Annotated in this window: 22 protein-coding genes; 9 read left to right on the forward strand and 13 right to left on the reverse strand. The window is 74.2% G+C overall.

All coding sequences use genetic code 11. The features are described from left to right. Positions 1–59 precede the first annotated feature (59 nt). From D7M15_RS11230 to D7M15_RS11250, 5 genes are all read right to left on the reverse strand, one after another. Positions 60–839: an ABC transporter permease subunit gene (locus tag D7M15_RS11230; protein WP_121517384.1), complete on the reverse strand. Its 780-nt coding sequence runs from the start codon at positions 837–839 to the stop codon at positions 60–62. Continuing rightward, a complete protein-coding gene (locus D7M15_RS11235) occupies positions 836–1,828 on the reverse strand; it encodes an ATP-binding cassette domain-containing protein (protein WP_121520598.1) in 993 nt (330 codons plus the stop codon). Before D7M15_RS11235 ends, D7M15_RS11230 begins: the two co-directional genes overlap by 4 nt. A 102-nt stretch (positions 1,829–1,930) precedes the next feature. Beyond that, entirely contained in the window at positions 1,931–2,608 is a 678-nt protein-coding gene (locus tag D7M15_RS11240) for a response regulator transcription factor (protein ID WP_121517385.1), read from the reverse strand. Continuing rightward, the gene (locus tag D7M15_RS11245) at positions 2,605–3,876 is read right to left on the reverse strand and encodes a sensor histidine kinase (protein ID WP_346428796.1); all 1,272 of its coding nucleotides are present in this window, start codon (positions 3,874–3,876) and stop codon (positions 2,605–2,607) included. The genes D7M15_RS11240 and D7M15_RS11245 overlap by 4 nt, the downstream gene beginning before the upstream one ends. 182 nt (positions 3,877–4,058) lie before the next feature. Beyond that, the gene (locus D7M15_RS11250) at positions 4,059–4,679 is read right to left on the reverse strand and encodes an L-threonylcarbamoyladenylate synthase (RefSeq protein WP_121517387.1); all 621 of its coding nucleotides are present in this window, start codon (positions 4,677–4,679) and stop codon (positions 4,059–4,061) included. Between the two features lie 481 nt (positions 4,680–5,160). Here D7M15_RS11250 and D7M15_RS28425 point away from each other — a divergent pair, with 481 nt between their 5' ends. Continuing rightward, positions 5,161–5,334: a hypothetical protein gene (locus D7M15_RS28425; RefSeq protein WP_165906234.1), complete on the forward strand. Its 174-nt coding sequence runs from the start codon at positions 5,161–5,163 to the stop codon at positions 5,332–5,334. Positions 5,335–5,574: 240 nt separating this feature from the next. Here the strand turns inward: D7M15_RS28425 and D7M15_RS11255 are convergent, their stop codons facing one another. Beyond that, positions 5,575–5,757: a hypothetical protein gene (locus tag D7M15_RS11255; protein WP_121517388.1), complete on the reverse strand. Its 183-nt coding sequence runs from the start codon at positions 5,755–5,757 to the stop codon at positions 5,575–5,577. A 461-nt stretch (positions 5,758–6,218) separates the two neighbouring features. Between D7M15_RS11255 and D7M15_RS11260 the strand changes: the two genes are divergently transcribed. Then, positions 6,219–8,582 (forward strand): PEP/pyruvate-binding domain-containing protein, encoded by a 2,364-nt coding sequence (locus tag D7M15_RS11260; protein WP_240649240.1) that lies wholly within the window; start codon positions 6,219–6,221, stop codon positions 8,580–8,582. After that, positions 8,579–9,520, forward strand: a complete 942-nt coding sequence (locus D7M15_RS11265) for a hypothetical protein (protein WP_121517389.1) — start codon at positions 8,579–8,581, stop codon at positions 9,518–9,520. The genes D7M15_RS11260 and D7M15_RS11265 overlap by 4 nt, the downstream gene beginning before the upstream one ends. An 84-nt stretch (positions 9,521–9,604) precedes the next feature. Here the strand turns inward: D7M15_RS11265 and D7M15_RS11270 are convergent, their stop codons facing one another. The 3 genes from D7M15_RS11270 to D7M15_RS11280 all read right to left on the reverse strand — a co-directional run bounded on the left by D7M15_RS11270 (position 9,605) and on the right by D7M15_RS11280 (position 12,769). Then, a complete protein-coding gene (locus D7M15_RS11270; protein WP_240649245.1) occupies positions 9,605–10,864 on the reverse strand; it encodes an extracellular solute-binding protein in 1,260 nt (419 codons plus the stop codon). Positions 10,865–11,286: 422 nt separating this feature from the next. Further along, on the reverse strand, positions 11,287–12,324 hold the full coding sequence (locus D7M15_RS11275) for a PP2C family protein-serine/threonine phosphatase (RefSeq protein ID WP_121520603.1): 1,038 nt from the start codon (positions 12,322–12,324) through the stop codon (positions 11,287–11,289). A 214-nt stretch (positions 12,325–12,538) separates the two neighbouring features. After that, entirely contained in the window at positions 12,539–12,769 is a 231-nt protein-coding gene (locus D7M15_RS11280; RefSeq protein WP_121517390.1) for a hypothetical protein, read from the reverse strand. A gap of 144 nt (positions 12,770–12,913) precedes the next feature. Between D7M15_RS11280 and D7M15_RS11285 the strand changes: the two genes are divergently transcribed. After that, entirely contained in the window at positions 12,914–13,156 is a 243-nt protein-coding gene (locus tag D7M15_RS11285) for a DUF397 domain-containing protein (RefSeq protein WP_121517391.1), read from the forward strand. Between the two features lie 271 nt (positions 13,157–13,427). Further along, a complete protein-coding gene (locus tag D7M15_RS11290; RefSeq protein ID WP_121517392.1) occupies positions 13,428–14,336 on the forward strand; it encodes a helix-turn-helix transcriptional regulator in 909 nt (302 codons plus the stop codon). Positions 14,337–14,446: 110 nt separating this feature from the next. On the opposite strand, the gene D7M15_RS11295 is transcribed toward D7M15_RS11290, so the two are convergent. Beyond that, the gene (locus tag D7M15_RS11295; protein ID WP_121517393.1) at positions 14,447–15,256 is read right to left on the reverse strand and encodes an SAM-dependent methyltransferase; all 810 of its coding nucleotides are present in this window, start codon (positions 15,254–15,256) and stop codon (positions 14,447–14,449) included. A gap of 279 nt (positions 15,257–15,535) precedes the next feature. Here D7M15_RS11295 and D7M15_RS11300 point away from each other — a divergent pair, with 279 nt between their 5' ends. Beyond that, on the forward strand, positions 15,536–17,095 hold the full coding sequence (locus D7M15_RS11300) for an ATP-dependent DNA ligase (protein WP_121517394.1): 1,560 nt from the start codon (positions 15,536–15,538) through the stop codon (positions 17,093–17,095). A gap of 60 nt (positions 17,096–17,155) precedes the next feature. Here D7M15_RS11300 and D7M15_RS11305 read toward each other — a convergent pair whose 3' ends face one another. Further along, positions 17,156–19,000: an MFS transporter gene (locus D7M15_RS11305; RefSeq protein WP_240649621.1), complete on the reverse strand. Its 1,845-nt coding sequence runs from the start codon at positions 18,998–19,000 to the stop codon at positions 17,156–17,158. Positions 19,001–19,118: 118 nt separating this feature from the next. Next, positions 19,119–21,722: a D-alanyl-D-alanine carboxypeptidase gene (locus D7M15_RS11310; RefSeq protein ID WP_121517395.1), complete on the reverse strand. Its 2,604-nt coding sequence runs from the start codon at positions 21,720–21,722 to the stop codon at positions 19,119–19,121. Between the two features lie 210 nt (positions 21,723–21,932). Here D7M15_RS11310 and D7M15_RS11315 point away from each other — a divergent pair, with 210 nt between their 5' ends. From D7M15_RS11315 to D7M15_RS11325, 3 genes are all read left to right on the forward strand, one after another. After that, the gene (locus D7M15_RS11315) at positions 21,933–22,739 is read left to right on the forward strand and encodes a GPP34 family phosphoprotein (protein ID WP_121517396.1); all 807 of its coding nucleotides are present in this window, start codon (positions 21,933–21,935) and stop codon (positions 22,737–22,739) included. A gap of 305 nt (positions 22,740–23,044) precedes the next feature. Beyond that, positions 23,045–23,905, forward strand: a complete 861-nt coding sequence (locus D7M15_RS11320; protein WP_121517397.1) for a helix-turn-helix transcriptional regulator — start codon at positions 23,045–23,047, stop codon at positions 23,903–23,905. Between the two features lie 146 nt (positions 23,906–24,051). After that, positions 24,052–24,258, forward strand: a complete 207-nt coding sequence (locus tag D7M15_RS11325; protein ID WP_121517398.1) for a DUF397 domain-containing protein — start codon at positions 24,052–24,054, stop codon at positions 24,256–24,258. A gap of 160 nt (positions 24,259–24,418) precedes the next feature. Here D7M15_RS11325 and D7M15_RS11330 read toward each other — a convergent pair whose 3' ends face one another. Beyond that, positions 24,419–25,537, reverse strand: coding sequence for an ADP-ribosylglycohydrolase family protein (locus D7M15_RS11330; protein ID WP_121517399.1), 1,119 nt, complete (start codon positions 25,535–25,537; stop codon positions 24,419–24,421). Between the last annotated feature and the right edge of the window lie 72 nt (positions 25,538–25,609).

A 25,609-nucleotide genomic window follows, 5' to 3' on the forward strand; every position in this document is an offset into this window, starting at 1 on the left:
CGCTGAGGGACCCTCGGCCCGGTCCGCGGCGGGAGGGAGCACCGCGGGCGGAGGGCGTCTCAGACGTCGCGGGCGCGCAGTGCCACGGCCGCCGCCAGCAGCAGCGCCGCCGTACAACCCGCCACGAGCAGCAACGACGGCCAGGCGCCCAGCGACCCGACGGCGTCGGCGGTCGCGTCCGACGTCTGCGTGAGCTTCTCCAACGCCGCCGTGGGCGAGAAGCCCGCGACCCACGGCTCGGCCGCGCCGAGCAGCGGGCCGAACACCGACGGCAGCACCAGCAGCCCGAGCACCGCGCCGACGGACCCCGCGGAGTGCCGTACGAGGGTGCCCACCGCCAGCCCGAGCCACCCAGCGAGGACGAACGACGCGGCCACCCCGAACAGCGCCGGAAGCGGCTCCCCCGCCGGGTGCGACGCGGGCAGCAGCGCGCCGCCCAGCACGTACGCGGCTCCGCACGACACGAGCGCGGGCACGTACAGCACGGTGGCGAGCACCGCGCCCTTCGCCGCCAGCACCGTGCCGCCTCGCGGGCAGGCGGACAGCGTGGCGCGCAGGGTGCCCGCGGTGTACTCGCCGCTGACCGTCAGCGCCCCGGCCACGGCCGCCAGCATCTGCGCGACGACGGACAGGGTGAGGCTTCCCCCGAGCACCGTGTCGTCCGGTTGGAGGCTGCTGGTGGCCGCGACGAACACCGCGCCCAGTACGGGCACCAGCGCCGTCGCGACCGTCGTCCACAGCAGGGAGCGGACGCTGACGAATTTGATCCACTCGGCGGCGTACGCCTGCCGGAAGCCGGCGCGGGGGTGGGCGGCGGCGAGCGGTGTGCGCGTGGTCATCGGACGTGCCCCTTTCCCACGGTGGTACGGGTCCGGGTACGGGAGCGCGCTGACGCGGCACCGCCGTCCCCGTTGGCGCCGCCCGTGCCGTACTCGACGGACGACCGGGCCAGCTCCGTGTAGACCTCCTCCAACGAGGAGAGTTCCGGCGTCAGTTCGTGCACGGCCACGCCGTGGTCGCGGGCCAGGTCGCCGATGGCGGAGGCGCCGGGCCCGACCACCCGCCAGCCGCCCCGCGCGTCGAGCCGCACGGTGGCGCCCCGCTCCTCCAGCAGCTCCCGCATCCGTTCCGGTTCCGGTGTCCGCACGAGCGTGTGCGCGCCGGCGCGCGCCGGGCCGGCCGCGAGGAAGTCGCGCATCGGTGTGTCCGCGAGGAGGCGCCCCCGGCCGATCACGACGAGGTGGTCGGCCGTCAGCTCCATCTCGCTCATCAGGTGGCTGGAGAGGAAGACCGTGCGTCCCTCCGCGGCCAGGGATCTCATCAGGTCGCGCACCCAGCGGATGCCCTCCGTGTCGAGGCCGTTGACGGGTTCGTCGAGGATCAGCACCTCCGGATCGCCGATCAGGGCGGCGAGGCCCAACCGCTGGCCCATGCCGAGGGAGAAGCCCTTCGTGCGCCGACGGGCGGTCGCGGGCGGGAGACCGACCAGGTCCAGCACCTCCGCCACGCGGCCGCGCGGGATCCCGTTGCTCGCGGCGAGCGCGGCCAGGTGCCCGTACGCGGAACGCCCGCCGTGCACGCCCTTCGCGTCCAGCAGCGCGCCGACGGACCGCAAGGGGGCGCCGAGCCGCCGGTAGGGGCCGCCGCAGACGGTCGCGGTGCCGGAGGTCGCCGTGTCGAGGCCGAGAACCAGCCGCATGGTCGTGGACTTGCCCGCTCCGTTCGGGCCGAGGAAACCGGTGACCCGGCCCGGCCTTACCCGGAAGGTCAGCGCGTCGACGGCGGTCCGCCCGCCGTAGCGCTTGGTGAGTTCGGTCGCTTCGATCATGTGGCCGACGGTAGGGACGGTGCCCCGTGCGGACATCCGCCGGCGGGAGTCGGCTGCTGCTCCCACCGGCGTACGGGCCGGGGCACCGCCCCGCGTGCGCCCTCACCGCTGCTCTCCGGGCCGCACCAGCCCCGTCTCGTACGCGAGGATCACCAACTGCGCGCGGTCCCGCGCCCCCAGCTTCGTCATCGCCCTGCTGACGTGGGTCTTCGCGGTCAGCGGGCTCATGGTCAGGGCGCGCCCGATCTCCTCGTTGGCGAGCCCCGCGGCGACCAGCGCCATCACCTCACGCTCCCGGCCGGTGAGCACGGCGAGCCGCTCCGCTCCGGCCGCCTCCGGCGCCCTGAGCCGCGCGAACTCCTCGATCACACCGCGCGTGACCGCCGGTGCGAGGAGGCTCTGCCCGGCGGCGACCGTGCGGACGGCGGCGCGCAGCCCCTCCGGCTCGATGTCCTTCAGCAGGAAGCCGGCGGCGCCGTGGCGCAGCGCCTCGAAGACGTACGCGTCCACCTCGTACGTGGTCAGCATGATCACCCGTACCCGGTCGAGTTCCGGATCGGCCGCGATCCGGCGGGTGGCCTCGATGCCGTCCACGCCCGGCATGCGGATGTCCATCAGCACCACGTCGGGGCGCGTCGTGCGGACCGCCTCCACCGCCAGCCGGCCGTCACCGGCCTCCGCGACGACCACGAGGTCGTCGGTCAGGTCGAACAGGGCGCGGAACCCGGCGCGTACGACGGTCTGGTCGTCGGCGAGCACCAGCCGTACGGGCCCGGTCACGGGGCACCGCCGTCAGCGGGCAGGGAAGCGCGTACGCGGAAGCCGCCGCCGGGCGCCGGGCCGCACGCGAGCGTGCCACCGACGGCGGCGGCACGCTCGCGCATGCCGACCAGACCGAAGCCGGTGGCGGTGCCCGGATCCGCGCCGGTGCCGTGCTCCGCGCGCGCGGAGGTGGCGGGCGCCGCCGCCGTGCCGTCGTCCACGACCTCCACCACCAGGTCCCCGCCCTCGCGCCGAACGGAGACGGCCACGTGCCGGGCCCGGGCGTGCCTGACCACGTTGGTCAGCGCCTCCTGCACGATGCGGTACGCGGCCAACTCCGTGATGGGCGCCAACGGGCCGACGTCGTCCGGCTGCCGCAGCACCGCCTCGACCCCGCTGCCGGTGAGGCGCGCGACCAGCTCACCCAGCTCTGCCAGGCGCGGCGCGGGCGCCGTCGTCTCGTCCGCGTCCTCCCGCAGCACGCCCACCGTGGCGCGCAGCTCGCGTACGGCCTCCCGGCCCGAGTCGCGGACCTGGACCATGGCCCTGCGCGCCACCTCCGGGCTGCCGTCCAGCGCGTCCAGGGCGACGGCGCTGTGCACGGTCATGGCCGTCACCGTGTGCGCGACGACGTCGTGGAGCTCGCGCGCGATCCGTACGCGCTCCTCCCGTACCCGGCGCGCGGCTTCCCGTTCCCGCTCCGCCTCGGCCTGCGCGACGCGGCGCGCGTACTCGTCGAGGAGCTGCCCGCGCGTCCGTACGACCTCGCCCAGCAGCAGGGGCACCAGGGGCCACAGCATCTCCAGCACCGGCAGGCCCTGCGGGTTGACCACGTCGCGGCCGACGCGGAGGGCGACGGCGCCGGACAGCGACGCCGCCACGAGCGCCGTCCACAGCGTGCGGCGGCGGTCGCCGCTTACGGCCACGGTGTAGAGCGCGACGATCACCGGCAGGTTCAGCAACTCGCCGATGTGCCCGTACAGCGCCCAGCCCGCGCAGGCCGCGCCCGTCACCAGGGCCGCGAGAACGGGGTGGCGGCGGCGGACGGCGAGTGCCAGCAGGGAGACGGCCAGCAGGCTCCAGGTGAACCGGTCCGCCTGCCGGTAGCCCGGCTCGTTCACCGCCGCGTCGGCACCCGTGAGCAGGCCGACGAGCAGTACCGGCGCCAGGTCCACGACGAGCGACGGGAGGGGCGGCGGCGCGGTGACGCCCGTACGGGACCACGCCCGGTCGGCGAGGTGACGCAGGCGGCCGAGAAGCGCGGGACTGCGGGCGGGGGCGGTCACACGGCTCACGTTAGGGGCGGCCCGGCGCGGCCGCATACGCCACGGGGAGTAGACCCGGCGACGGCGGTCGGCGAGAGCCAGTACCGTCGCGCGGTCCGGGCCCGTGAGCGAGGGTCCGGCCGCGGGAGCGGGCCGTCGGAACCGGCCACCGGGCGACCGGCCCGCGGCGCCGCCCGCCGGACTCAGCCGAAGCGCTCCGGATCGCCCGCGCCCCTGCGGACGATCTCCGCCTCGCCGCCGGAGAAGTCGATGACCGTGGTCGGTTCGGTGCCGCAGTCGCCGGAGTCGAGGACGGCCTCGACGACGTGGTCGAGCCGCTCCTTGATCTCCCAGCCCTGGGTCAGCGGCTCCTCCTCGTCCGGCAGCAGCAGCGTGCTGGAGAGCAACGGTTCGCCCAGCTCCGCGACGAGGGCCTGGGCCACCACGTGGTCGGGGATGCGTACCCCGACGGTCTTCTTCTTGGGGTGCAGCAGCCTGCGCGGCACCTCCTTGGTCGCGGGCAGGATGAACGTGTAGCTGCCGGGGGTCGCGGCCTTGATCGCCCGGAACACGTCGTTGTCCACCTGCACGAACTGCCCCAGCTGCGCGAAGTCCTGGCACACGAGCGTGAAGTGGTGCCGGTCGCCCAGCTGCCGGATCGTACGGATGCGGTCGATGCCGTCGCGGTTGCCGAGCTGGCAGCCGAGGGCGAAGCAGGAGTCCGTCGGGTACGCGACGAGCGCGCCGTCGCGGATGCTGTCGACCACGTTGCTGATCGTGCGGCGCTGCGGATTGTCGGGGTGCACGTCGAAGTACTTGGCCATCCGTCGAGCCTACGGCCTGTGCCACGGCGCCGACGGCGCGACAGGGGCGCACGGGAGGCGGGCTTCGGCCACGCGTGCGCCCGGCACTGGCGTGCGTAAGGGGGCGCACGGGGGTACGAGTGTGCCGTGTGGCACAGTCCCCGGTCATGCCCGGCGGTCACGAACCCCGGTCACGGGCGCCGTTTTCGTGACGTTCCCCACGGTACGGGCGCTTCTTCGGGGGCGCGGCGTACGGCAGCGTGCGCCCCTCACGCGCCTGTGGCGCAGCCCGTCCGCCGCGGCTCCCTACCCGAGGTAATCCCCGTTCAGCGCACGTCAGAGCACTGCGGGCGACCGCCCGACAGCTCGTCCACGGGGTGCGCGGGGCGTCCCCGGCGCCGCCCGCCACACGGCGGCGCGGGGCGCTCACCTCCGTATCCGGGGCGTCTTGTCCTGAACGCGGTGGGTGAGATCACCGGTTCTCTCCCCTAACCTTGACCACATGTCCCCTACTCCTTCACCGGCCCCGGCCGCGTCGCGGCTAGTCCTCGACGAGGCGAACGCGGCGATACGCGCGTTCGTCGCCAACCGCAAGGTGTGGACCCCCGCTGACCTCGAGGAGCTCGCCAGGCTCCGGCGCGCGTGGATGGCCGCGGCGAAGAGCGAGAGCGTCTGAGCCGACCGGTCGGCGCACGCGGGAGCGTGGGGGCGCACGGGTCACGGGGACCCCGGTGCGGCCACGCCTCGCGGCTCCGCGACGGGGCACCGACTCCCGGGAGCGCCGCGTACGCGCACGTACGCACCGGCACACCCTCGTAGGCTCACGCGCCCACCGTGCGGGCGTGGACCGGGCGACCGGGACGACCCGGGCGCCCGCGCCACCGCGCCGCTCCGGGGCCGCTCCGCCGATACGGCGTCACCGCACCGATTCGCGCGCCAGCAGGTCGCGCTTCAGCCAGTCCGGCGCGTCGGCCCGCGCGCCGAACCAGCGCCCGCAGGGCAGGCAGGCGTAGTTCCCCCGCATGGGACCGGAGATGGTCTCTATGCGCCGTACGAGTACGGGCGCCTTGGCGGCCTGCCCGCAGCGGCAGCAGGTCATCGGGGGACCTCCGTACGGACGGTGTGTTTCGTTCGCATGTCACGCTCCTGACGGGAGTGACGGCGGATCAGGTCTCGGGGTTCCCTCCATCGAGGTTACTGGCGCGTAGCACCCCGCGCCATCACCCCACCGTCAGCCCCCGTTTCCCCTCTGTCACGCCCGGACGACGCCAGGCGCCATCCGCGTTCTCGCCAACCGCGCGCGCGGGAGCGGTACTTCACCTCGAGGAATCGCGCGCCCGTCCACCGAAACCCCCGGTCGGGGGCGTGCTCGGCAACCGACGGGAGCGCCCCGGACAGGTACCCGCCCTCCCCACTTCGCCCCGGGCGGTGCACACTTGGGGAAAAGCACCCGGTCGATCCCGACGACTGCTCGAAGGGGTCCTTCCGCTTCCCGGGCCGCGAGGCGAGGGCGCGCAGCCGATTCCCCAGGCCGCCGCCACGAGAGCGGAGGTGGATGCCGTGGTGGAAGCCGTGCGAGGAACGGACACCGACCGGGTGGCCGTCGTGGCGCTGGACGCCGCACGGGCGCGGGACGCGGAGCTGGTCGGCCCCAAGGCCGCCAACCTGGCGCGCGCCGCGGCGGCCGGGCTGCCCGTCCTGCCCGGTTTCGCGCTCGTCCCCACGCGTCTCGCGCCGGACGCTCCGCACGGCGAGCGCGCGGTGCGCGCCGCCTGGCGGGCCGTGGCCGGTACGGACGGCGCCCCGCGTACGGAGAACGCGCGGCCGCTGGTGGTCCGTTCGTCGTCCGTGCACGAGGACGGCACGGGCTCCTCGATGGCGGGCCGGTTCACGTCCGTGCTGGACGTACGCGACTGGGACGCCTTCGGCGCCGCCGTCCGTACGGTGCTGGACTCGGCGGCGACGTACACCGAAGCGGACACCGGCACCGGCACCGAAACCCCCCGCCCGGGACACGGGATGGCCGTCCTGGTGCAACCGATGCTGCGGGCGGTCGCGGGCGGCGTGCTGTTCGGCGCCGACCCGGTGGCGGGACGTACGGACCGGATGCTGGTCAGCGCGGTGCACGGTGGCCCCGACCGGCTGGTCGACGGCAGCACGCAGGGCACGCGCTACCGCCTCACCCGGCACGGGCGGCTGCTGGAGACCGACCCGGGCACGGCCGCGGGCCCGTACCCGGGCGGGGAACGGGCCGCGGGTGACGCGCGAGCGCCGCTGGACGGACGGGCGTTGCGGCGACTCGTACGGCTCGCGCGGCGGGCCGAGTGGGTGTTCGGCGGGCCGCAGGACATCGAGTTCGGCTTCGGCGCGGACGGCGCCCTGTGGCTGTTCCAGTCCCGTCCGATCACGGCCGTCGCCGCGCTCCCCCCGCGCGGTGCGCGCCTGCTGGGCCCCGGGCCGGTGGCCGAGACCTTCCCGCGCGTGCTGCAACCGCTGGAGGAGGACCTCTGGCTGACGCCGATGGCGCACGGCCTGGCCGTCGCCGTGGACACCGCAGGAGCGGCGCCCCGCGCACAGCTGCGGCGGGTGCCGCTGGCCCGTACGGTCGACGGCCGCGCGGCGGCCGATCTGCGGCTGCTCGGCGCCGCTCCCCCCGCCCGTCCCCTGCTGCGCCTCGCCAACCCCGCCCACGGCACCCGGCGGCTGCTCGCGGCCTGGCGCACGGGGCGGCTCCGGAACGCGCTGCCGCTGCTCGCGGTGGACCTGATGGCGGACGTCGACCGGCAACTGGCCGAACTGCCCGGTCCCGCCGAGCTGTCCGGCGGTCAGCTCCTCGACGCGCTCTCCTGGGGACGCGCCGTCCTCTCCCCGCTGCACGCGCAGGAGTCGCTCGCGGGCTCCCTCCTCGGGCGCGGCACCGGTGCCACGGCGGCGGGTGAGGCGCTGGCCGTACTGGCGGAGACGCGCGCGCGGACGTCCCGTTCCGCCGGTGCCGGCACCGGCCCCCGCCAGGGCGCGTACACGCGGGAAGGTGACGCCGAACTGATCGCCCGCCACCCCGTCCTGCTCGCCCTGCTGCCGCCCACCCTCGGCGCGCGCGACCCGCTGCCCGCGCCCTCCGGGTGGTCCGGTGTGCCGCGCGGGGTGGCGGCCCTCCCCGTACGGGAGGGGCTGCGGCTGCGGGTGCGCTGGGTGCAGGAGATGCAGCGGGGGGTGGTACGGGAGTTGGCGCGGCGGCTGGTGGCCTCCGGTGCGCTGCCCGCGCCGGAACGCGTCGCCCTGCTGCGTTGGCCGGAGCTGTCCGCGGCCGACGCCGCCGGGCTGCCCGCGGACCTCGCCGAACGGCTGCCCCGGCCCGGTCCGCGCGCCCTCCCGGCGGCGTTCCGGCTGGCGGGCGGGCGCCCCCGCGCCGAACCGGCGGCGGGCGGCGGCCAGGCCGGGCGGACCGGCGGGCGCGGCGCGGGCGGCGGGCTGGGCACCGGCACGGCCTGGGACGGCCGGGGGGCCAGACCGGCCGACGCGGTGCTGGTCGTACGGGTGCTGGACCCGTCGTTGGCCGCGCTGCTGCCGGGGCTCGCCGGGCTGGTGGCGGAGACGGGCAGTGTGCTGTCCCATCTCGCGGTGCTGGCGCGGGAGCAGCACGTGCCGACGGTCGTGGACGTGCCCGGCGCGCCCGACCGCTTCCCGCCCGGCACGGGACTGTCGGTGGACGGTACGACGGGCGCGGTGGAGCGTACGGACGGCGCGGCACCCTTGGGCACGCGCCCCACGCCCGACGCGGCCCCGGAGGCCTCCCGCGCGCGCGTGGCCGCGTCCCCGCGTCCGCACCCCCACCCGTACGGGCCGCCGCGCAGGCCACCGCACGCACCCGAGCACGACGGGGGAGGTACGGGCGGCGACGCGCGGAAGGGGGCCGCGGCATGAGGCACCTCGCGTACGTCCTCGGCGGGCTGACCGGGGCGTCGGCCGCCGGGTACTTCGCCGTGTACCTCCACCGCTGGGAGTGGCAGCGCGCGCTGATCAGCGGGACGCTGCTGCTGGCCGTCGAGGTCATGCTGGTCTGCGCGGTGCTGCTGAACCGGATCGCGCGCCTGGAACGGCGGTTGGCCGAGTCCGAGACGCGTACGGACGACGTGCTGCGGCGGCTGGAGCAGACGCGGCGGGGTGGGCCGGACGCGCCCCGGCGGTTCCGCTGGCTGGAGCTGCCGGGTACGGACGGGACGCGGGACTCGTACGTCTTCGTGCCCGTGCTGATGGCCACCGGCGCGGTGTTGTCCGGCGTCGCCTGGGTGGTGCAGCGGGTGGCCGCCGCCACCGGCGGCCCCGGCGCGGAACGGCGGCTCGCGCGCCGGCTCGCACGGCTCACCGCGCCGCCGGGCGGGATACCCGCCGGCGCCACGCTGGAGGAACGGGCGGCGGTGCCGCCGTCCCGCCCGCTCCGTACGGCCGCGGTCGGGGCCGCCTGCGCGCTGGGGGTACTGCTCACCGGGCTGCTGGTCGGCGGGCTGGCGAGCGCCACCCAGACCCGCCCGCAGGCGCGGCCCGCGTCGGCCGCGACGACGGTGGTGTTCCGGGTGGAGGTACGGGGCGGAAGCGCGCGGACGGAGGGCGCGCGGGAGCGGCTGGCGGCGCGCGAACTGTGGGAGAGCTGCCGCCGCGCGACCTCCGTGTCCAACGACCACGCGGCGCTGGCGTGGCTGGACGGCGACGTGTGGGCGGGGACCGTACGGCCCGCGCTCACCGGGCACGACCTGATGCGGCTGCGCGGCTGCCTGAACGACGCCACCGCGAACCGCGCGCGGGCCGAGGTGCTGGGCGGCGGCCAGGCCGGACGTCCGCCGGGCGGCGGGGCGGGCCGGTGACGACAGGAGCGGGGCGACGGTCACCTCACGGGAGAACGGTCCCCCCCCCTCACGCCCGGGAACCGCGTCCCTCCGCGCGCGCCGCTACGATCCGCCCGCGACCTCCGTCGCCGTCGCGCTGCGCTGGATCTCCCCCAGCACCTCCGCCGGGTCCCCGTCCTCGGCCACGGCCGTGCCCACGGACTTCCGCAGGGCGCGCGCCGTCGGCGTCCACGACGTCTTGCCGACGGGGTAGAGCGTCGCGGTCGGCAGCCGGTCGAGGAACTCCCACAGCGGCTCGTGCGCGTCGTCGTCCCGCATGGCCTGCGACGCGGACGTGGTGACGGGCAGCAGGTCGTACTGGTCGGCGTACTCGACGACGTGCTTCCGCTGGTACAGGAAGTCCAGGAACGTACGGATCTGCTCCTGGTGGCCGCCCTGCTTGAACGCCGTCATCCAGTCCGCCACGCCCGTCGTGGACTTGGCCGGGCCGCTGCGGCCGGGCAGCGGGGCGATGCCGTAGTCGACGCCGCTCTCCAGGGCGCGCTGCATCAGCGTGGGCTGCCCGTTGAGCATCGCGACGTCGCCGTCCATGAAGTCGGCGTACGCGAGGTCGCGGCTGGTGGCGGCCGGGTCGGGCTGGGTGAGGCCGGGCTTCACGAGCTTGTCGCGCAGCCACTCGAAGGTCTGCGTGTTCTGCGGGGAGTCGATGTCGTACGCGCCGCCGTCGTCCGAGTAGCCGCCACCGCCACCGAGCATCCAGTTCAACGTCTCGGCCTCCGCGTCCGCCGGGCCCAGCGGCAGCCCGTACGGCGTCTTCACGCCCGCCGAACGCAGCTCCGCCGCGTCCTTGCGCAGCTCCTCCCAGGTGGTGGGCGCGTCCTTGATGCCCGCCTCCGCGAAGAGGTCCTTGTTGTAGAAGAGGGCGGTGGTGCTGGCGACGAACGGCAGCCCGTACTGGATGCGGCGCACGGTGCCCGCCTGCGCCAGCGAGGACACGAAGTCGCCCTGTACGGCGGTGGAGAGGACCTCGTCGGCGCTGTACAGCTCGCCTTCCTCGGCGTACCCGGCGAACGAGCCGCCCGTCAGCGCCAGGTCCGGCGCCTCGCCCGCCTCGACCATCTCGGCGACCTTCCGGTCCACCCGGTCCCGGTCGACGATCTCGACCTTCACGTCGATGTCCGGCGACGTGAACTGGAACTCGCCCACCAGCTTGTCCCAGTACCTCTTCGAGCTGTTCCCGGACCGGTCGCCGTGCTCCACCGCGACGACGTGCAGCTCGCCACCGCCGCCCTGGGTGTCCTCACCGCCGCACGCGGTGAGGGTCGTCGCCAGCAGACCGGCCGCCAGGGTCGCCGCGACCACTTCCGTTCTCCGTCGCTGCACTGCCAGCCCCCGCCTCTGTTCCGTAACCGAACGCCGTGCCGGAATCTCCGTTTTTGACCGACACGGGGCCTGGAGTCTGCCGTTCCGCGCAGGGTGACGTCCAGGTGACCACACGTATCGCTTCGGTATCGCCATCCCGGGCAGAACGCGCATTCCCCGCGCGTGACGGCGTGCCGCGCGCCCGCTTCCACCACGCGCGCCGACGGGCACGACAAGGCGCCCCGGTCCTGCCTGTGCCCGTTTCGGCTTCGGGCGCGCCCGTTCGGCATCCGTCCCGCCCGAACGCGTACGCGCGCGGCGCGCACCAGCGCCGTACCGCACGCGCTTACCACGCGGGCGGACGCCCGTAGCCACCCGCGCGCACCCCACCGCGGCGCGCCCCGCGGGCCGCGACGGCCGCGCTACACGTCGCGGTGGCGGAGCAGCAGCATCGCCGCGTCGTCGCGCAGCGGGCGCTCCACATGGGCGACGAGGTCGCGCCGGATGACGTCGAGCGCGTGCTGCGGGTCGGGGTCCTTGAGCATCGCGGCGCGCTCGGCCAGCGGGTAGAAGCGGTTCTCCGGGTCGCGCGCCTCAGTGACCCCGTCGGTGTAGAACAGCAGCTGGTCGCCCGGGGTGAACGTCAGCCCGTACGGCTGCGGCTTCAGCCCGTCGATCGCGCCCGCCCCGCCGGGGGCGTCGAACGCGCCGAGCGCGCGCAGGCCCAGCGGCGGCGCCGGATCCGGCGGCTCCGCGAACTCGACCGACCCGTCGGCCCGTACGAGCAGCGGCGGCGGGTGGCCGAAGTCGAGCAGGGCGACCGTGCCGTCCGGCCGGAACTCGGCGAGGACGGCCGTCACGAACTTCTCGTCCGACAGGTGCCGACCGAGCGCCCGCTCCAGCCGTTCGCCGACGGCGACCAGCTCGGCCTCGTCGTACGCCGCCTCCCGGAACGCGCCGAGCACGACCGCGGCCGTCTCCACCGCGTCCAGCCCCTTGCCCTGCACGTCGCCCACGATCACGCGTACGCCGTCGGGTGAGATCGCCACCTCGTACAGGTCGCCGCCGATCCGGGCCTCCGCGACCGCCGAGGTGTACGAGACGGCGACCCGCAGCGGGCCCGCGGTGAGCGGCACGGGGCGCAGCAGGACGCGCTGCGCGACCTCGGCGATGCTGCGGACGCTGGCCAGCTCGGCCTCGTGGCGCTGCCGTCGGGCGGTGGCCACCAGACCCGCGGCCGAGACCCCGACGACGCCGATGACGGCGGTGTTGCCGCGCCGGTCCGCGAACTGGCCGTTGTACACGCTGAGCACGAGGCACAGCCCGAGGGCCAGCACGCCGATGCCCGCGGTGCGGCGCACACCGCCGGTGAGCCCGGCGAAGGCCGGACCGAGGGAGATCAGCGGCAGGAAGCCCGCCCCGGCGCCCGCGAGGACGTCGACCACGGCGACGGTCCCCATCGCGGCGAAGGGGAGCCAGGACAGTACACCGCCGATTCTGAACCGGGAAACGTCGCCCAAGGGAATCTCCGACGGATCGGCACAGGCCGCCAGCGCGGCTGGACGGCACCAGCTTTGCAGCGTTCAGGCGCGGTGCACAAAGCTTTCGCGGAGTTCCTTCACCCCGGTGCGCCCCCGGTCGCTCCCGTGCGCTCCCCGGAGCCTCAGGTGTGGGTCAACTCCCGTGGCCGGTGGGGTCAGTGGTGTCCGTGGGGCTGCTGTTGCGCCCCGTACCGCCGTCGGCCGTTCCCGTGGCTCCGGCCGTTCCCGTCGACTGCGCCGCCAGATCACGCAGCCACGCGGGCTCGCTCGCTATCTCCAGCAGCAGCATGAGGCGCATCAACGGGTCCTCCCAGTCGCAGGACTGGTCGTCCTCGTCCGTGCCGAGGGGCGTGTGAAGGGCCATCACGAACTCCGCAACAGATCGGGGGTGTCGCACTCGTCGAGCGGGGGACGGATCCGGACGCCATCATCCTCCCACGTACGCACGTCTGCAAGCACATCTGTAAGAACAGGTGCAAGCACACTCTTGTGTGGGAAGGTTCGGGGCATGCACATCGACCACGGCATGCAGGACCCGCGGCTCCAGGGCGTCGTATGGCGCAAGAGCCGGCGGAGCAACCCCAGTGGAAACTGCGTCGAGCTGGCCCAACTGGGCGGCGGCGGAGTAGCGGTACGGAACTCCCGGCACCCCGCGGGCCCGGCCCTCATCTACACCCCGGCCGAGATCACGGCATTCATCCAGGGAGCCAAGGACGGGGACTTCGACGACTTCCTCGGCCCGGGAGACTGACGCCCCGGACCGGACGGCAGTCCCCTCCTCCCACCGACGTCACACAGCGGCCGGGGTCACGCCCGCCGGGTCGGCCGACACGGCCCGGCCCGGGGCGGCGCCCCGGCCACCGACCACGGCGCGCGCCCCCACGCACGCCCGGTTCCGGCCCACCCCGTGCCGGAGCCGGTGCGCGGGGGCGCGCGCCCGTCGCACACTCCGCTGTACGCCCGGTCGAGCGAGTGCCACACTGGGCGAACACTCAACCACCCAGGGGAGCAGGGCAGTCGCGATGACAGCCGGTCCGGAGCCTGAGAACCGTTCGTCGGTCAGCCGAATCCTCGACCACCCGCGCGGCGGCCCGACGATCCTCCGCATCGTGCTCGGCACACAGCTGCGGCGGCTGCGCGAGGCCAAGCGGATCAGCCGCGAGGCGGCCGGGGAGGCGATCCGCGGCTCGCACGCGAAGATCAGCCGCCTGGAGCTGGGCCGCACCGGCTACAAGGAGCGGGACGTCTACGACCTGCTCACCCTCTACGGCGTCCACGACCCGGAGGACCGCGAGGAGTTCCTCGCGCTGGCCCGGCAGGCGAGCATCCCCGGCTGGTGGAACAAGTACAGCGACGTGCTGCCGTCCTGGTTCGAGCAGCTGCTCGGCCTGGAGGAGGCCGCGTCGGTCATCCGCACCTACGAAGTGCAGTTCGTGCCCGGCCTGTTGCAGACCGAGGAGTACGCCCGCGCGTGCGTGAAGCTCGGCCATCCGCGGGCCGACGAGCGCGAGGTGGAGAAGCGCGTCGGGCTGCGCGTGGAGCGGCAGCAGGTGCTGACCCGCTCGCACGGGCCCAGGCTGTGGGCGGTGCTGGACGAGGCGGCGCTCCAGCGCCCGTTGGGCGGCGCCAAGGTGATGCGCGCACAGATCGAGCATCTGCTGTGGGCCGCGCGGCAGCCCAACATCACGCTCCAGATCGCGCCGTTCGCCCTCGGCGGCCTCGCCGCGGCGGGTGGCCCGGTGACGATACTCCGCTTCCTGGAGCCGGACCTGCCGGACATCGTCTACATGGAGCAGCTGACCTCGGCGCTCTATCTGGACAAGCTGGAAGAGGTCGAGAACTACATGGTCGTCATGGACCGGCTGTGCGCGACGGCCGACGCCCCCGCCAAGACGGTCGCGTTCCTGGAAGGTCTGCTCGACCGCTTCTGACCGGCCGCCCGGCGTACGGGTGTCGGTCCGGTACGGGTGTCGGGTACGGCACCGGGGTCGACGCGCCGTACGCGCCGCTCCCCGGCCGCCCACCGACCGCCCGCCGACCGCTACGGGACGCGGGCCACGCCCCCGAACTCGTACCACTCGTCCGTCAGTTGACGCAGCGCCAGCTCCGAGTCCGGCCGCCAGTCGTTGATCTGGCCGAGTCCGGGGTCGAGCACGTCCAGTCCGTCGAAGTACCGCTCGACCTCGTGCGCCTCGCGCACCCGGCCCCAGTTGCCGTGGGTGCTCTCCGCCATGAAGTCGGTGACGAAGTCCCGCGTCTTCCGGTCCTCGCTCACCAGCTGGTTTATCACCAGGAAGCTGCCGCTCGGCAGCCGCTCCCGGACCCGTTCGACCAGCTCCTGCGGGTGCGGGTCGGGGAGGCAGTGCATGACCGACACGAACAGCGCGGCCACCGGCTCGTCCCGCCGTATCAGGCGCCTGACCTCCGGGTGTTCGAAGATCTTGTCCGTGTCGCGCATGTCCGCCTGGAGCACGGCCGTACGGTCGTCCTCCTGGAGCAGGGCGCGGCCGTGGGCGAGGACGATCGGGTCGTTGTCCACGTAGACCACGCGGGACTCCGGGTCGATGCGCTGCGCGACCTGGTGGACGTTGTCCTGCGTCGGCAGACCTGATCCGTGGTCGAGGAACTGCCGCACGCCGTGGTCCTCCGCGAGCCGCCGCACCACGCGCTGGAGGAAGCGCCGGTTGTTTATCGCGAGCGGCTTCGTGCTGGGCACGACCTTGTCCAGCTCGGCGACGGCGGTGCGGTCCACCGCGTAGTTGTCCTTGCCGCCGAGATAGAAGTCGTACATACGGGCCACGCTGGGGACGGTCACGTCGACCTCGGACTCCGTCGTCCCGTCGTCTCGCATGTTGACCTCGACTTTCCGCCACGACTCCGCGTGGCCACGCCGTCGCGCAGAATCTTCCCACGGGCGCCCACGTTGACGCCACGTCAAGTAGCTGACCACACGCGCGAATTGAGTCGCACGCGCCCCCCTGGTCACACCTCACCGCACGCCCCGCGCGCCGTCGTACGCCACCACGTCCCACCTCGTACGACCGCACGCCCGCCCGCACCACCGGCCGCCCGTACGCACCACCGCGCGCCCCGGGCGACAGACCCGGCCACCGGGGCGACTATGGGACGCATGCTGCTGGCAGACATCGCACGGACGTCGCTGGAGGTCACGGCCACCTCAGCGGGGACGGAGAAGGTCGCGCTGCTCGCCGGACTGTTCCGCGCGGCGGAACCGGCCGAGGCGCCGGTCGCGATCACCTGGCTGGCCGGGCGGCTGCCACAGCGGCGCATCGGCGTCGGCTGGCGCACCCTCGTGGACCGGCCCCCGCCCGCGCCCGCCCCGCGGCTCACCCTCCGCGAGGTCGACGAGGCGCTGAGCGCGATCGCCGCCGTCTCCGGCAAGGGCGCGCAGGCCGAACGGAAACGCCTGCTGCACGCCCTGCTGGCCGCCGCCACCGCGCAGGAGCAGGACTTCCTCGTCCGCCTCGTCGGCGGCGAGCTGCGGCAGGGCGCCCTCGACGCGTTCGCCGTGCAGGGCCTCGCCGCCGCGTCCGGCGCCGACCCCGACGCCGTACGCCGCGCCGTCATGCTCGGCGGTTCGCTCGGCGCCGTGGCCGAGGCGCTGCTCGCGCGCGGCCCGGACGCCCTCGGCGCCTTCCGGCTGGAGGTCGGCCGCCCGGTGCAGCCGATGCTGGCGCAGTCCGCGAAGGACGTCGACGAGGCCCTGGACCGGCTCGGCCCCGGGCCGGTCGCGGTGGACGAGAAGCTCGACGGCATCCGCGTGCAGGTCCACCTCGACGAGCGGGGCGTACGGGTCTGGACCCGCACCCTCGACGAGATCACCGACCGGCTGCCCGAGGTCACCGCCGCCGCCCGGGAGCTGGTCGCGGGCGGCGTCACCAGCGCCGTGCTCGACGGCGAGGTGATCGCGCTCGGCCCGGACGGGCGCCCGCGCCCGTTCCAGCGGACGTCGTCCCGGGTCGGCTCCCGTACGGACGTGGAGGCCGCGCGGGCGGCCCTGCCGCTCTCCCCCGCCTTCTTCGACGTGCTGCTCCTCGACGGCCGCGACCTGCTGGACCTGCCCGCCGCCGAGCGCCACGCGCAGCTCGCGCGCGCGGTGCCCGAGACGCTGCGCGTACGGCGGGTGGAGGCGGCCGAACCGGGGCGCGCGGACGTACGGGCGGCGGCCCGCGCGTTCGCCGAGGACGCGGTGGCGCGCGGCCAGGAGGGCGTCGTGCTGAAGGCGCTGGACGCGCCGTACAGCGCGGGCAGGCGCGGGGCGTCGTGGCTGAAGGTCAAACCGGTGCACACCCTGGACCTGGTCGTGCTGGCCGCCGAGTGGGGCCACGGCAGGCGCACCGGGAGCCTGTCCAACCTGCATCTGGGCGCGCGCCGCCCCGACGGCTCGTTCGCGATGCTGGGCAAGACGTTCAAGGGACTCACCGACGAGCTGCTGCGCTGGCAGACGGAGGCGCTGCGCGGGCGGGCGACGGTGACGCGTACGTGGGGCGTGGAGGTGCGGCCGGAGCTGGTCGTGGAGGTCGCGTTCGACGGGGTGCAGCGTTCGACGCGCTATCCGGCGGGGGTCACGCTGCGGTTCGCGCGGGTGGTGCGCTACCGCGAGGACAAGACGGCGGCGGACGCCGACACGGTGGAGTCCGTGACCGCGCTGCTGCCGCCCGGGGACTGACCGGGGCATCCCCCGTACGGGCGGCTGCCGTGCGGAGGGCGCCCCCGCGCGCGTCGGTCCTCAGTCCTCCGTGCCGTCCGGGCAGGGCGTGCCGCGCGGCAGCCGGTACGGCGCCGCCAGCCGGTACGTGCCCGCGCGGGGGGCGTCCAGCACCGTCCACTCGTCCTTGACGGGCTCCTCGCCCTCCTCCCCGCCCTCCGCGTCGGCGGGGTCGGGCACCACCGTCGTCGGCTCGCTCGACATGGGCTCGGCGGGGCGCAGACAGCCGTTGCGGTTCCCGGACAGGTGCTCCGGTGGCTTGACGCGTCGACCGTTCTCGTTGACGAGGCCGAGCCACGGCGACCAGGGCACCCGTACGAGCACCTGGCCCGGCGTCCTCACCTCGACCGTGACACCGCCCGACTCGGAACGGGAGTCGCTGGCGGGGGGCGCCGCGAGCGGCAGCGGGTCGGTGACGCGGTACAGCTCCCAGTTCTCGTCCGACCAGACCTTGCGGAGGTACGAGGGCTCCGACCGTACGAGTCGGGCCTCGCCCTCGGCGGCGATGTCGGGCTCGTCGGAGGAGAGGACCACGTAGCGGACCGCCCAGCGGCGGAGCCACTCGTGGTAGCGGTCCGAGTCGAGGTCGTCGCTCTCGTAGAAGATCGGGTTCCGCTCGGTGTCCGCCTGCCGGTTCCAGCCGCGGGCGAGGTTGACGTGCGGGGTGAAGGCCGACGCCTCCCGGTGGCTCGACACCGGCACCACCTCGACGCGCCCCCGGTCCGCGTCGACCTGCTTCAACTGGTGCACGAGCGGGGCGAGATCGTGCGCCCACGCGGCGGCCGGGGTGGTGTTCACGACGTCCCACGTGGGCTTGAACAGCTGCCAGCCGCCGACCACCACCAGCGCCATCACCAGCGCGACCCAGCGCCGCGAGCGGTGCGTGACCATCGGCAGCAGCGCGACCAGCGCGACCACCCCGAACATCAGCCCCAGCCGCTCCACGTTCGCGCCGACCTGGGACGGGAAGACCCAGGTCGCGAGGATGCCCGCGGTGTAGACCTCGGCGCCCCGGCGGACGACGCGCCAGTTCGGCGGCGCGAGGAACCGTACGGACAGCGACGAGACCAGCGGGAACGCCGCCGACCACCACGGCATCGGCATCTGCCCGGTGAACGGGAACAGCAGCGCGCTCATGCCCACGACCAGCGGCGGCGGCACCCCGATCGCCGCCGCGGCGGGCCGCCGGTGGCTCAGCGCGAGCGCCGCCCCGACCACCATCAGGAACAGGCCGGAGACCGGGCTGCCCGCCGTGGCCAGCGCCGACATCAGCGCGGCCGCCGCGCCCCGGGTCTTCCGCAGGTGCCGCCAGCGGTCCGGGCAGGCCCACACGACGGCGACGGCGGCGAGCGCGAAGCACGTACCCATCGCGAAGGTGACGCGCCCCGACGCCGCGTTGCACGCGAACGCGACGGCACCGCACAGCGCGGGCGCCATCGGCCGCCGCACGGCGCGCGCGCGGACGAGTATCAGCGCCAGCAGGCCCGCGGACAGCACGCCGGACAGGATCAGCATGGGGCGTACGCCGAACACCGCCATCAGGTACGGCGAGATCACGCTGTACGAGACGGGGTGCATGCCCCCGTACCAGGCGAGGTTGTACGCCGAGTCCGGGTGCCGCCCGACGAACTCCGCCCACGCGTCCTGCGCCGCCAGGTCGCCGCCGCCGCTCGCGATCAGCCACAGCCACAGCAGGTGCAGCACGGCGGCGAACAGCATCGAGGCGTTGACCGGCGCCCAGCGTCCGGTCAGGAACGTGCGGCGGAGGACGCCCGGAACCCGGGGCGGGGACGGCGTACCGGAAGTACGTATGCCGTCTTCACCCTCGTCGTCCGCGTCCACGGCCCGGATACGTGGCGGCCTCATGGTCGTCACTGCGCCCTCTTCTCCCCCCGAGGCACCTGAAGTCGGGCCAGGTTACCGACCCCGGCCCGACCACCGCTCACGGATGGAGACGGTGCACAGGTCCACACGGTTCAGCGGTTCACAGGAACCGGGTGAGCTTCGCCCCGAATCCGGGCTCCGCCAGGCCCTCCTGGAGGGCCACCGGCACCTTCACCTGCCCGGGTCCGTCCCCGGCCGTCAGCACGCCCACCTTCTCACCCGCGTCGGCGGTGTGGGGTGCCCCGTCCTCGTCCTCCTCCAGTCCCAACTCCACCTTCAGACCGGGCCAGCCGATCGCGGTGACGTCCTCGGTGGCGACGACCGGTGTCTTCCCGCCGAGTTGGTCGTCCACGTGCCCGACGACGTCACCCTTCTCGACCACCTTGCGGGCGGCGAGCGCGTCCCCGGCGGCGACCAGCAGGTCCTTGCTGACGGCGTTGGCGGTGTCGATTATCGGCGGCTTGTGCTGCCCCAGGACGGCGCCGACGATCAGCTGCGTGGTGTCGCCGATCTTCTTGTGGCCCGCGAAGAGCAGGTTGCCCCCGGCGACGGTGGTGCTGCCGGTCTTGATGCCGATCGCGCCGTCGAACGGGACGAGGGTGTTGTAGTTCCGCCACTTCTTGCCGGACGGGTCCGTCCACTCGGGCAGCTTGGTGATCTCCACGAGCGCGGGGATCTCCATCACCTTCTTGGCCAGTTTCACCTGGTCCTCGGCGGTGCTCCTGGTGGACTCCTTGAGCCCGCTGGGGTCCGTGTACGTGGTGTCGGACATGCCCAGCTCCTCGGCGGCCTTGTTCATCTCCTTGACGAACGCCGTCTCGGAACCGTCGCTGTGCCAACGCGCCAGCAGGCGCGCGATGTTGTTCGCGGAAGGGATCATCAGCGCGGACAGGGCGTCCCGTTCGCTCAGCTCGTCGCCCTCCTTGACGGTGTCCAGCACGGACTCGCCGCCGTTGCCCTCACCGAGCTTCCCGTCCTCCTCGGCCTTCTTGTCGACCTTGATCGACGGGCCGGGCGAGTTCTTCTTCAACGGGTGCTTCTTCAGCACCACGTACGCCGTCATCGTCTTCGCCACGCTGCCGATCGAGACGGACTTCCGCCCGCCCTTCGAGCCGAGCACGCCGAGCCCGGAGACCTCGACGAACGCCTGGCCCTCGTCCGGCCACGGCATCGCGGGCTTCGCGCCCTCGAAGGCGTACGAGGCAGGTGCCGTCAGCGACAGCGACACGTCGGGCAGGGGGCGTACGGACTGAGCGATCACGAAGACGATCGCGAGCAGGGCGGCCAGCGGCGTCCAGATCTTGACCCGGCGTACGGCGGTCCGCATCGGTGTCTCGGGCGGCGGCGGCTTGTTGGTGAGCTGCGCCAGGAGGTCGAGCGGCGGCGGGTCCACCGCGGGCTGCTGGGTCGTCTCGGACGGATCGGCGGGGGCGGCCCCGGTGGTCCCGGCGGCCTGGGCGCCGGTGTCGGCGCCCTCGGGCGGGGCCGAGGGCGCCGGCGGGGTCGCGGGGGGCGCCGACGGGGGCAGGGCGGCTCCCGTGGCGGCACGGGGGTCCCCGGCGGGCTTCGCGGGCGCGTCGGTGGCCTTCGCCCCGGCGGAGGACCGGTCGGGGAGGTCGGGCTTGAGCGGGACGAACTGACTGGTGCGCTCGGCGTCCGACTCACGGCCCGTGGGCGTCGACGTGGTGCCGCTGCCCGGGGGCAGGCGGAACGCGGTCGTGGGCTGGTCGATCCGGGCGTCGGCGGTGTCGGACGCGTCCGCGTCCCCGGCCGCGTTCCCGGCCGGGTCGTCGGCGTCGTCGCGGGACGTGCCGAAGAAGGCGGCGGTCATCCGCTCCGCCCGCTCCCGCGCGCTCTCCGCGGTGTCCTCGGGGCGCAGCACCCCGAACATGGCGGTGGGGCGGTCCGTACCGGCGACCCCGCGGGGGTCCGCGGCGGGCGGACGTACGGGCTCTGCGGCGGCCGAACCGGCCTCCGTACGCGGCGACTCGGGCTTGCCGGCCTTCTCCGCGGACGCGTCCCCCGCGCCCTTGCCCGCGTCCTTGTTCTCGCCGTTCTCGCCCTTCCCTGCGTCGGCCTCCGGCTCGTCCGAGGACACCCAGGCGGCCACCGCGTCGCGCAACCGCGCGTCGCCCCCGCCGGTTCCGCCCCGCTCACCGTCCGCGTCGTCCGCGTCGTCCGTACGGTCGCCGCCGCCGTCGCCGTTCCGGTCGGCGTCCGCCGTGTCGCGCACGCCCAGGTCCGTCGTCGCGTCCTTGCCGGGGGGCCGCTCGGCGTCGCCGCCGTCGTCCGCGCCCGCGTCGGCGGGCACGTCGCGTATGCCGAACACGGTGGTCGCTCCGGACCCCGCCCCCGACCCTCCCGACGGTTCCGCTCCGGCTTCCGCTTCCGCGTCGTCCGCGTCCCGCTCCGGTGCGGCGCCCGCCTCGGAGGCGGGCTCAGCCGCAGCCTCGGGCGTCGCCGCGGCCTCCGCTTCCGGCTCCGTACGGGATTCCGTACGCGCCGCCGCCCGCGACCGGTCGCCCGGCTTCGCGTCCGGCTCCCCGCCCGGTTCCTCCTCCGGTGCCGCGCCGGTCGCCGGCGCGGTGTCGGGCGCCCCGGTCTGCCGCTTCGTGCTCCGGGTCGAGGGAACCGGCGGAGTGTGCTCCGTCGTCTTCCCCGACGACTTCTCCCGATCAGACCTGTCGGGGGACTCGCCCGCCACCAATGCCTCCAGATGTTCGCCGCTCGCCGTACCAGTTAACAGTGTCCTGCGTACGGGGCCCGACCGACCGCGATCTCCGCCACGCGGGGCCGTCCCACCCAGCAGACGAGAACGACATACCTACTGGTTCCCGTACATTCCGACCAGGCACTCTCGACAGACCATTGTGAGAGGGGTCACCCTGTCATTCATCCACGCGGGGAGGCATGGATGGGCAGGAGCCGCAGAACAATCCCGGAGGAGCTTCTGCTGCTGGCACTGGACCCGACCACGGGTACCACTGCGCAGCCGCAGTCGCTCGACCTCGGCCTGGCCGGGGCACAGCTAGTCGAGCTGGCTCTGGCAGGACGGATAGCCCCAGACGGGGATCGTATCGCCGTGGTGATGCCGCGGCCGACAGGAGATCCGACTCTGGACTCCGCACTGGAGTTGCTGCGCAGGCGCGGCAGTCCGGTACGGGCGGTCCACTGGATAGGCGGGCCCCGGCTGGGGCTGCGCCAGACGTACCTCTCGCACCTGGAGCGCTGCGGCATGGTCCATGCCGTGTCGGGCCAGATGTGCGGGGTACTGCCGACGACCCGGTACCAGGCCACGGAGTCAGCCGTGAGCCGGGAGATCAGGACGCGGCTGGACAACGCGATCCGCACCGGCGTACCACCGGACCCGCGGACCGCCGCGCTCGCCGCCCTGGCCCACGCGGTCGGACTCGGCAAGCACCTCTACCCCGGAAACGAGGGGCGTTCGTGCCGCTCGCGCCTCCGGGATCTGATCAGGCACGACCCGATGGGCGGCCTCGTCGCGCACGCCGTGATGGACGTGCAGAACGGTGTGGCGGCGCAGCCGCGGCGCGCACCGGGCGGCGGCGGTGGTTCCGGTGGCCGCGGGTCGGCACCCGCGGTGCGGGCGACGGCGTCGCCGTCGGCCGGACCGGTCCCGCACCCACAACCGCACCAGGTGACCGAGCAGTCTCGGCGCCCGGCGCAGGTGGGCCACATGGCGCGGGCGGGAGCCCGCTGACGCCTGACGCCTGACGCCCGGACCGTACGGGCACCCGCCGGGCGCGGTGACGCGCCGCCGCCCGGCGCCGGTTGACGGACCCGCGGAACGCCCCGGGCCCGCGCCCGGAACCCGCCACGAGGCGGTCCGGGCACACGACGGAACCGCGTACGCGCGGGGTGGCGATCCGGCCATGGCGGTACGGCCGGATCGGCACCCCGCGCGTGCTCGTTCCGGCACCCTCTGTTGCCAATTCCCAGCGCGGCCACGCATTGTGGTGGCACCCTGCTCATAAGTAGTCGTACTTAACGCGGAGGTGCTGTTCTGTGGCGTCCAACGTCAACCCCACCGTGCGTCGGCGTCGCCTGGGCCAGGAGCTGCGCAGGCTCCGCGAGCAGCGCAACATGACGGCGGAGGAGGTGGCCGACCGGCTGCTGGTCTCGCAGTCGAAGATCAGCCGCCTGGAGAACGGCCGCCGCAGCATCAGCCAGCGCGACGTACGCGACCTCTGCGGGGTCTACGAGGTCGACGACCACCGGATAGTCGACTCCCTGATGCAGATGGCCAAGGAGTCGCGGCAGCAGGGCTGGTGGCACGCCTTCGGCGACATCCCGTACAGCGTCTACATCGGGCTGGAGACGGACGCCGCGTCACTGCGCGTGTACGAACCGCAGGTGGTGCCGGGCCTGTTGCAGACGCCCGCGTACGCCGAGGCGGTCATCGCCGGGGCGCTCCCCGAGGCGTCCGTGGAGGACGTCGAGAAGCGTGTGCAGGTGCGTATGCGGCGCCAGGAGCGGATCGCGGAGTCGCGGTATCCGCTGCGGCTGTGGGCCGTGCTGGACGAGTCGGCGCTGCGCCGCGCGGTCGGCGGGCCGCAGACCATGGTGGGGCAGTTGGAGCACCTGCTGGAGGTGTCGCGCCAGCCGCACGTGACGATCCAGGTGATGCCGTTCGCGATGGGGGCGCACCCCGGCGTGAACGGGCAGTACGCGATCCTGGAGTTCCCCGACACCGCCGACTCCACGGTGATCTACCTGGAGGGGGTCACCAGCGACCTGTACCTGGAGAAGTCGAACGACGTGCAGAGCTACAGCGTGATGTACGAGCATCTGCGCGCCCAGGCGCTGAACGCGGACCAGACGCGGGAGTTCATCGAACGCGTCGCCAAGGAGTACACCCGGGGCTGAGACGGGGAGGTTACTCCTCGTCACATGCCCTGGGAAGAGCTGTTTGGAATATGCCACTCGGTCGGGTGAACGACCCCTCACATGCCCGGATTCGGCGCGTACCGTCGAGCAGTCGAGCAGAGCAAACTCGAGGAACCGGAGCAGACATGGCAATTCAGCTGGGCACGTCGAGCACCTGGATCAAGTCGAGCCACTCGGGCGGCAACGGCGCCTGCGTCGAGGTCAAGTCACCCACCACGGAGGCCGTCGCCGTACGCGACTCGAAGGCCACCGACGGCCCCTCGCTCAGCTTCGCGCCGGAGGCGTGGTGCGGGTTCGTGGCGTCGGTGAGCGGGGAGGACGGGGGCCGCTAGCGGCGTCCGTGCCGCGTACGCGTGCGGGCCGTTCCACGGCCGCGGCACGCGCCGTCCGGGGCCCTCTCGACCGACCGCCGTCTCGGCCGAGAGGGCCGCACGGCCCCGCCCGTACGGGCGGACATGCCCCGCCCGTACGTGCCCCGCGCCGGATGCCCGCCTACGCCCGCGGGTAGCGCGCCAGCCACGCCGGTGAGGACGCCGCCGGGGAGTGGAGCGCCGGGCCCTGCGTCATCTCCATCGCGAAGTCGTCGGCCAGTTCGAGGATCGTCGCCCGCCCCTCCAACTCCGCGACCCAGCCCGGCGGGAGCGCCGTCTCCCCGTGGATGGTGCCCAGCAGGTTCCCGCAGACGGAGCCCGTGGAGTCGCTGTCGCCACCGTGGTTCACCGCCAGCAGCAGCCCGTGCTGCACGTCCTCGGCGACCAGCGCGCAGTACACGGCGATCGACAGGGCCTCCTCCGCAGTCCAGCCCTCCCCCAGCGCCTCGACCCGTTCCGCCGTGGGCATGCCCTGCCGTACGGAACCCAGCGCCCGCTTCAACGCGTCCGTGGTCTCCTCGTGCCCCGGCCGGGCGGCGAGTTGGGCGAGCGCGCGCTGCACGGCGTTGTCCAACGAGTCGCCGCGCGCGAGGGCGTGCACGATGGCCGCGTACGCGCCCGCCGCGAGATAGCCCGTCGGGTGGCCGTGCGTCTGGGCGGCGCACTCGACGGCCAGTTGGAAGACGAGCTTGGGCTCCCAGCCGACGAGCAGACCGAAGGGTGCGGACCGCATCACGGTGCCGCACCCTTTGGACTCGGGGTTCTTGGGCTTGTCGACGGTGCCCATACGGCTGTCCGCGAGGCCCGTCAGACAGGCGTTCCCGGGAGCGCGGCGCGCGTACAGCCACTCCTCGCGGGCGAGCCAGCCGTCCTCCTTCTTCCGCTCGTCCGGCCCCCAGTCGCGCTGGGTGGCGGCCCAGCGCCGGTACGCGGAGTGCACGTCCGTCGGCGGGTGCCAGGCGCCCGTGTCGCGGCGCACGTGGGCGCGTATCAGCCCGTCCACGGTGAAGAGGGTCATCTGGGTGTCGTCGGTGACGGCGCCCCGACGGCCGTACGCGGGCACGTAGTCGGTGACACCGGCGGCGCCGTGCCGCTCCCGGATCGCCTGCAACGAGTCGAACTCGACGCCCGCCCCCAGCGCGTCCCCGATCGCCCCGCCCAGCAGACAGCCGCGCACCCTGCTGCGGAAGTCCTGCTGCTCCGCGCGGCCCCAGATCGCGTCACCGTCCGAAGCGGCCACTGCGCCCCTCCCCTGCTCGCCCTGTGTCGCAGTCCGCGAGCGGTGCGACTGCCGACGGGCACTCTAATCGAC

The sequence above is a fragment of the Streptomyces sp. Z26 genome, from assembly GCF_003665095.1.
Taxonomy (GTDB): Bacteria; Actinomycetota; Actinomycetes; order Streptomycetales; family Streptomycetaceae; genus Streptomyces; species Streptomyces phytohabitans.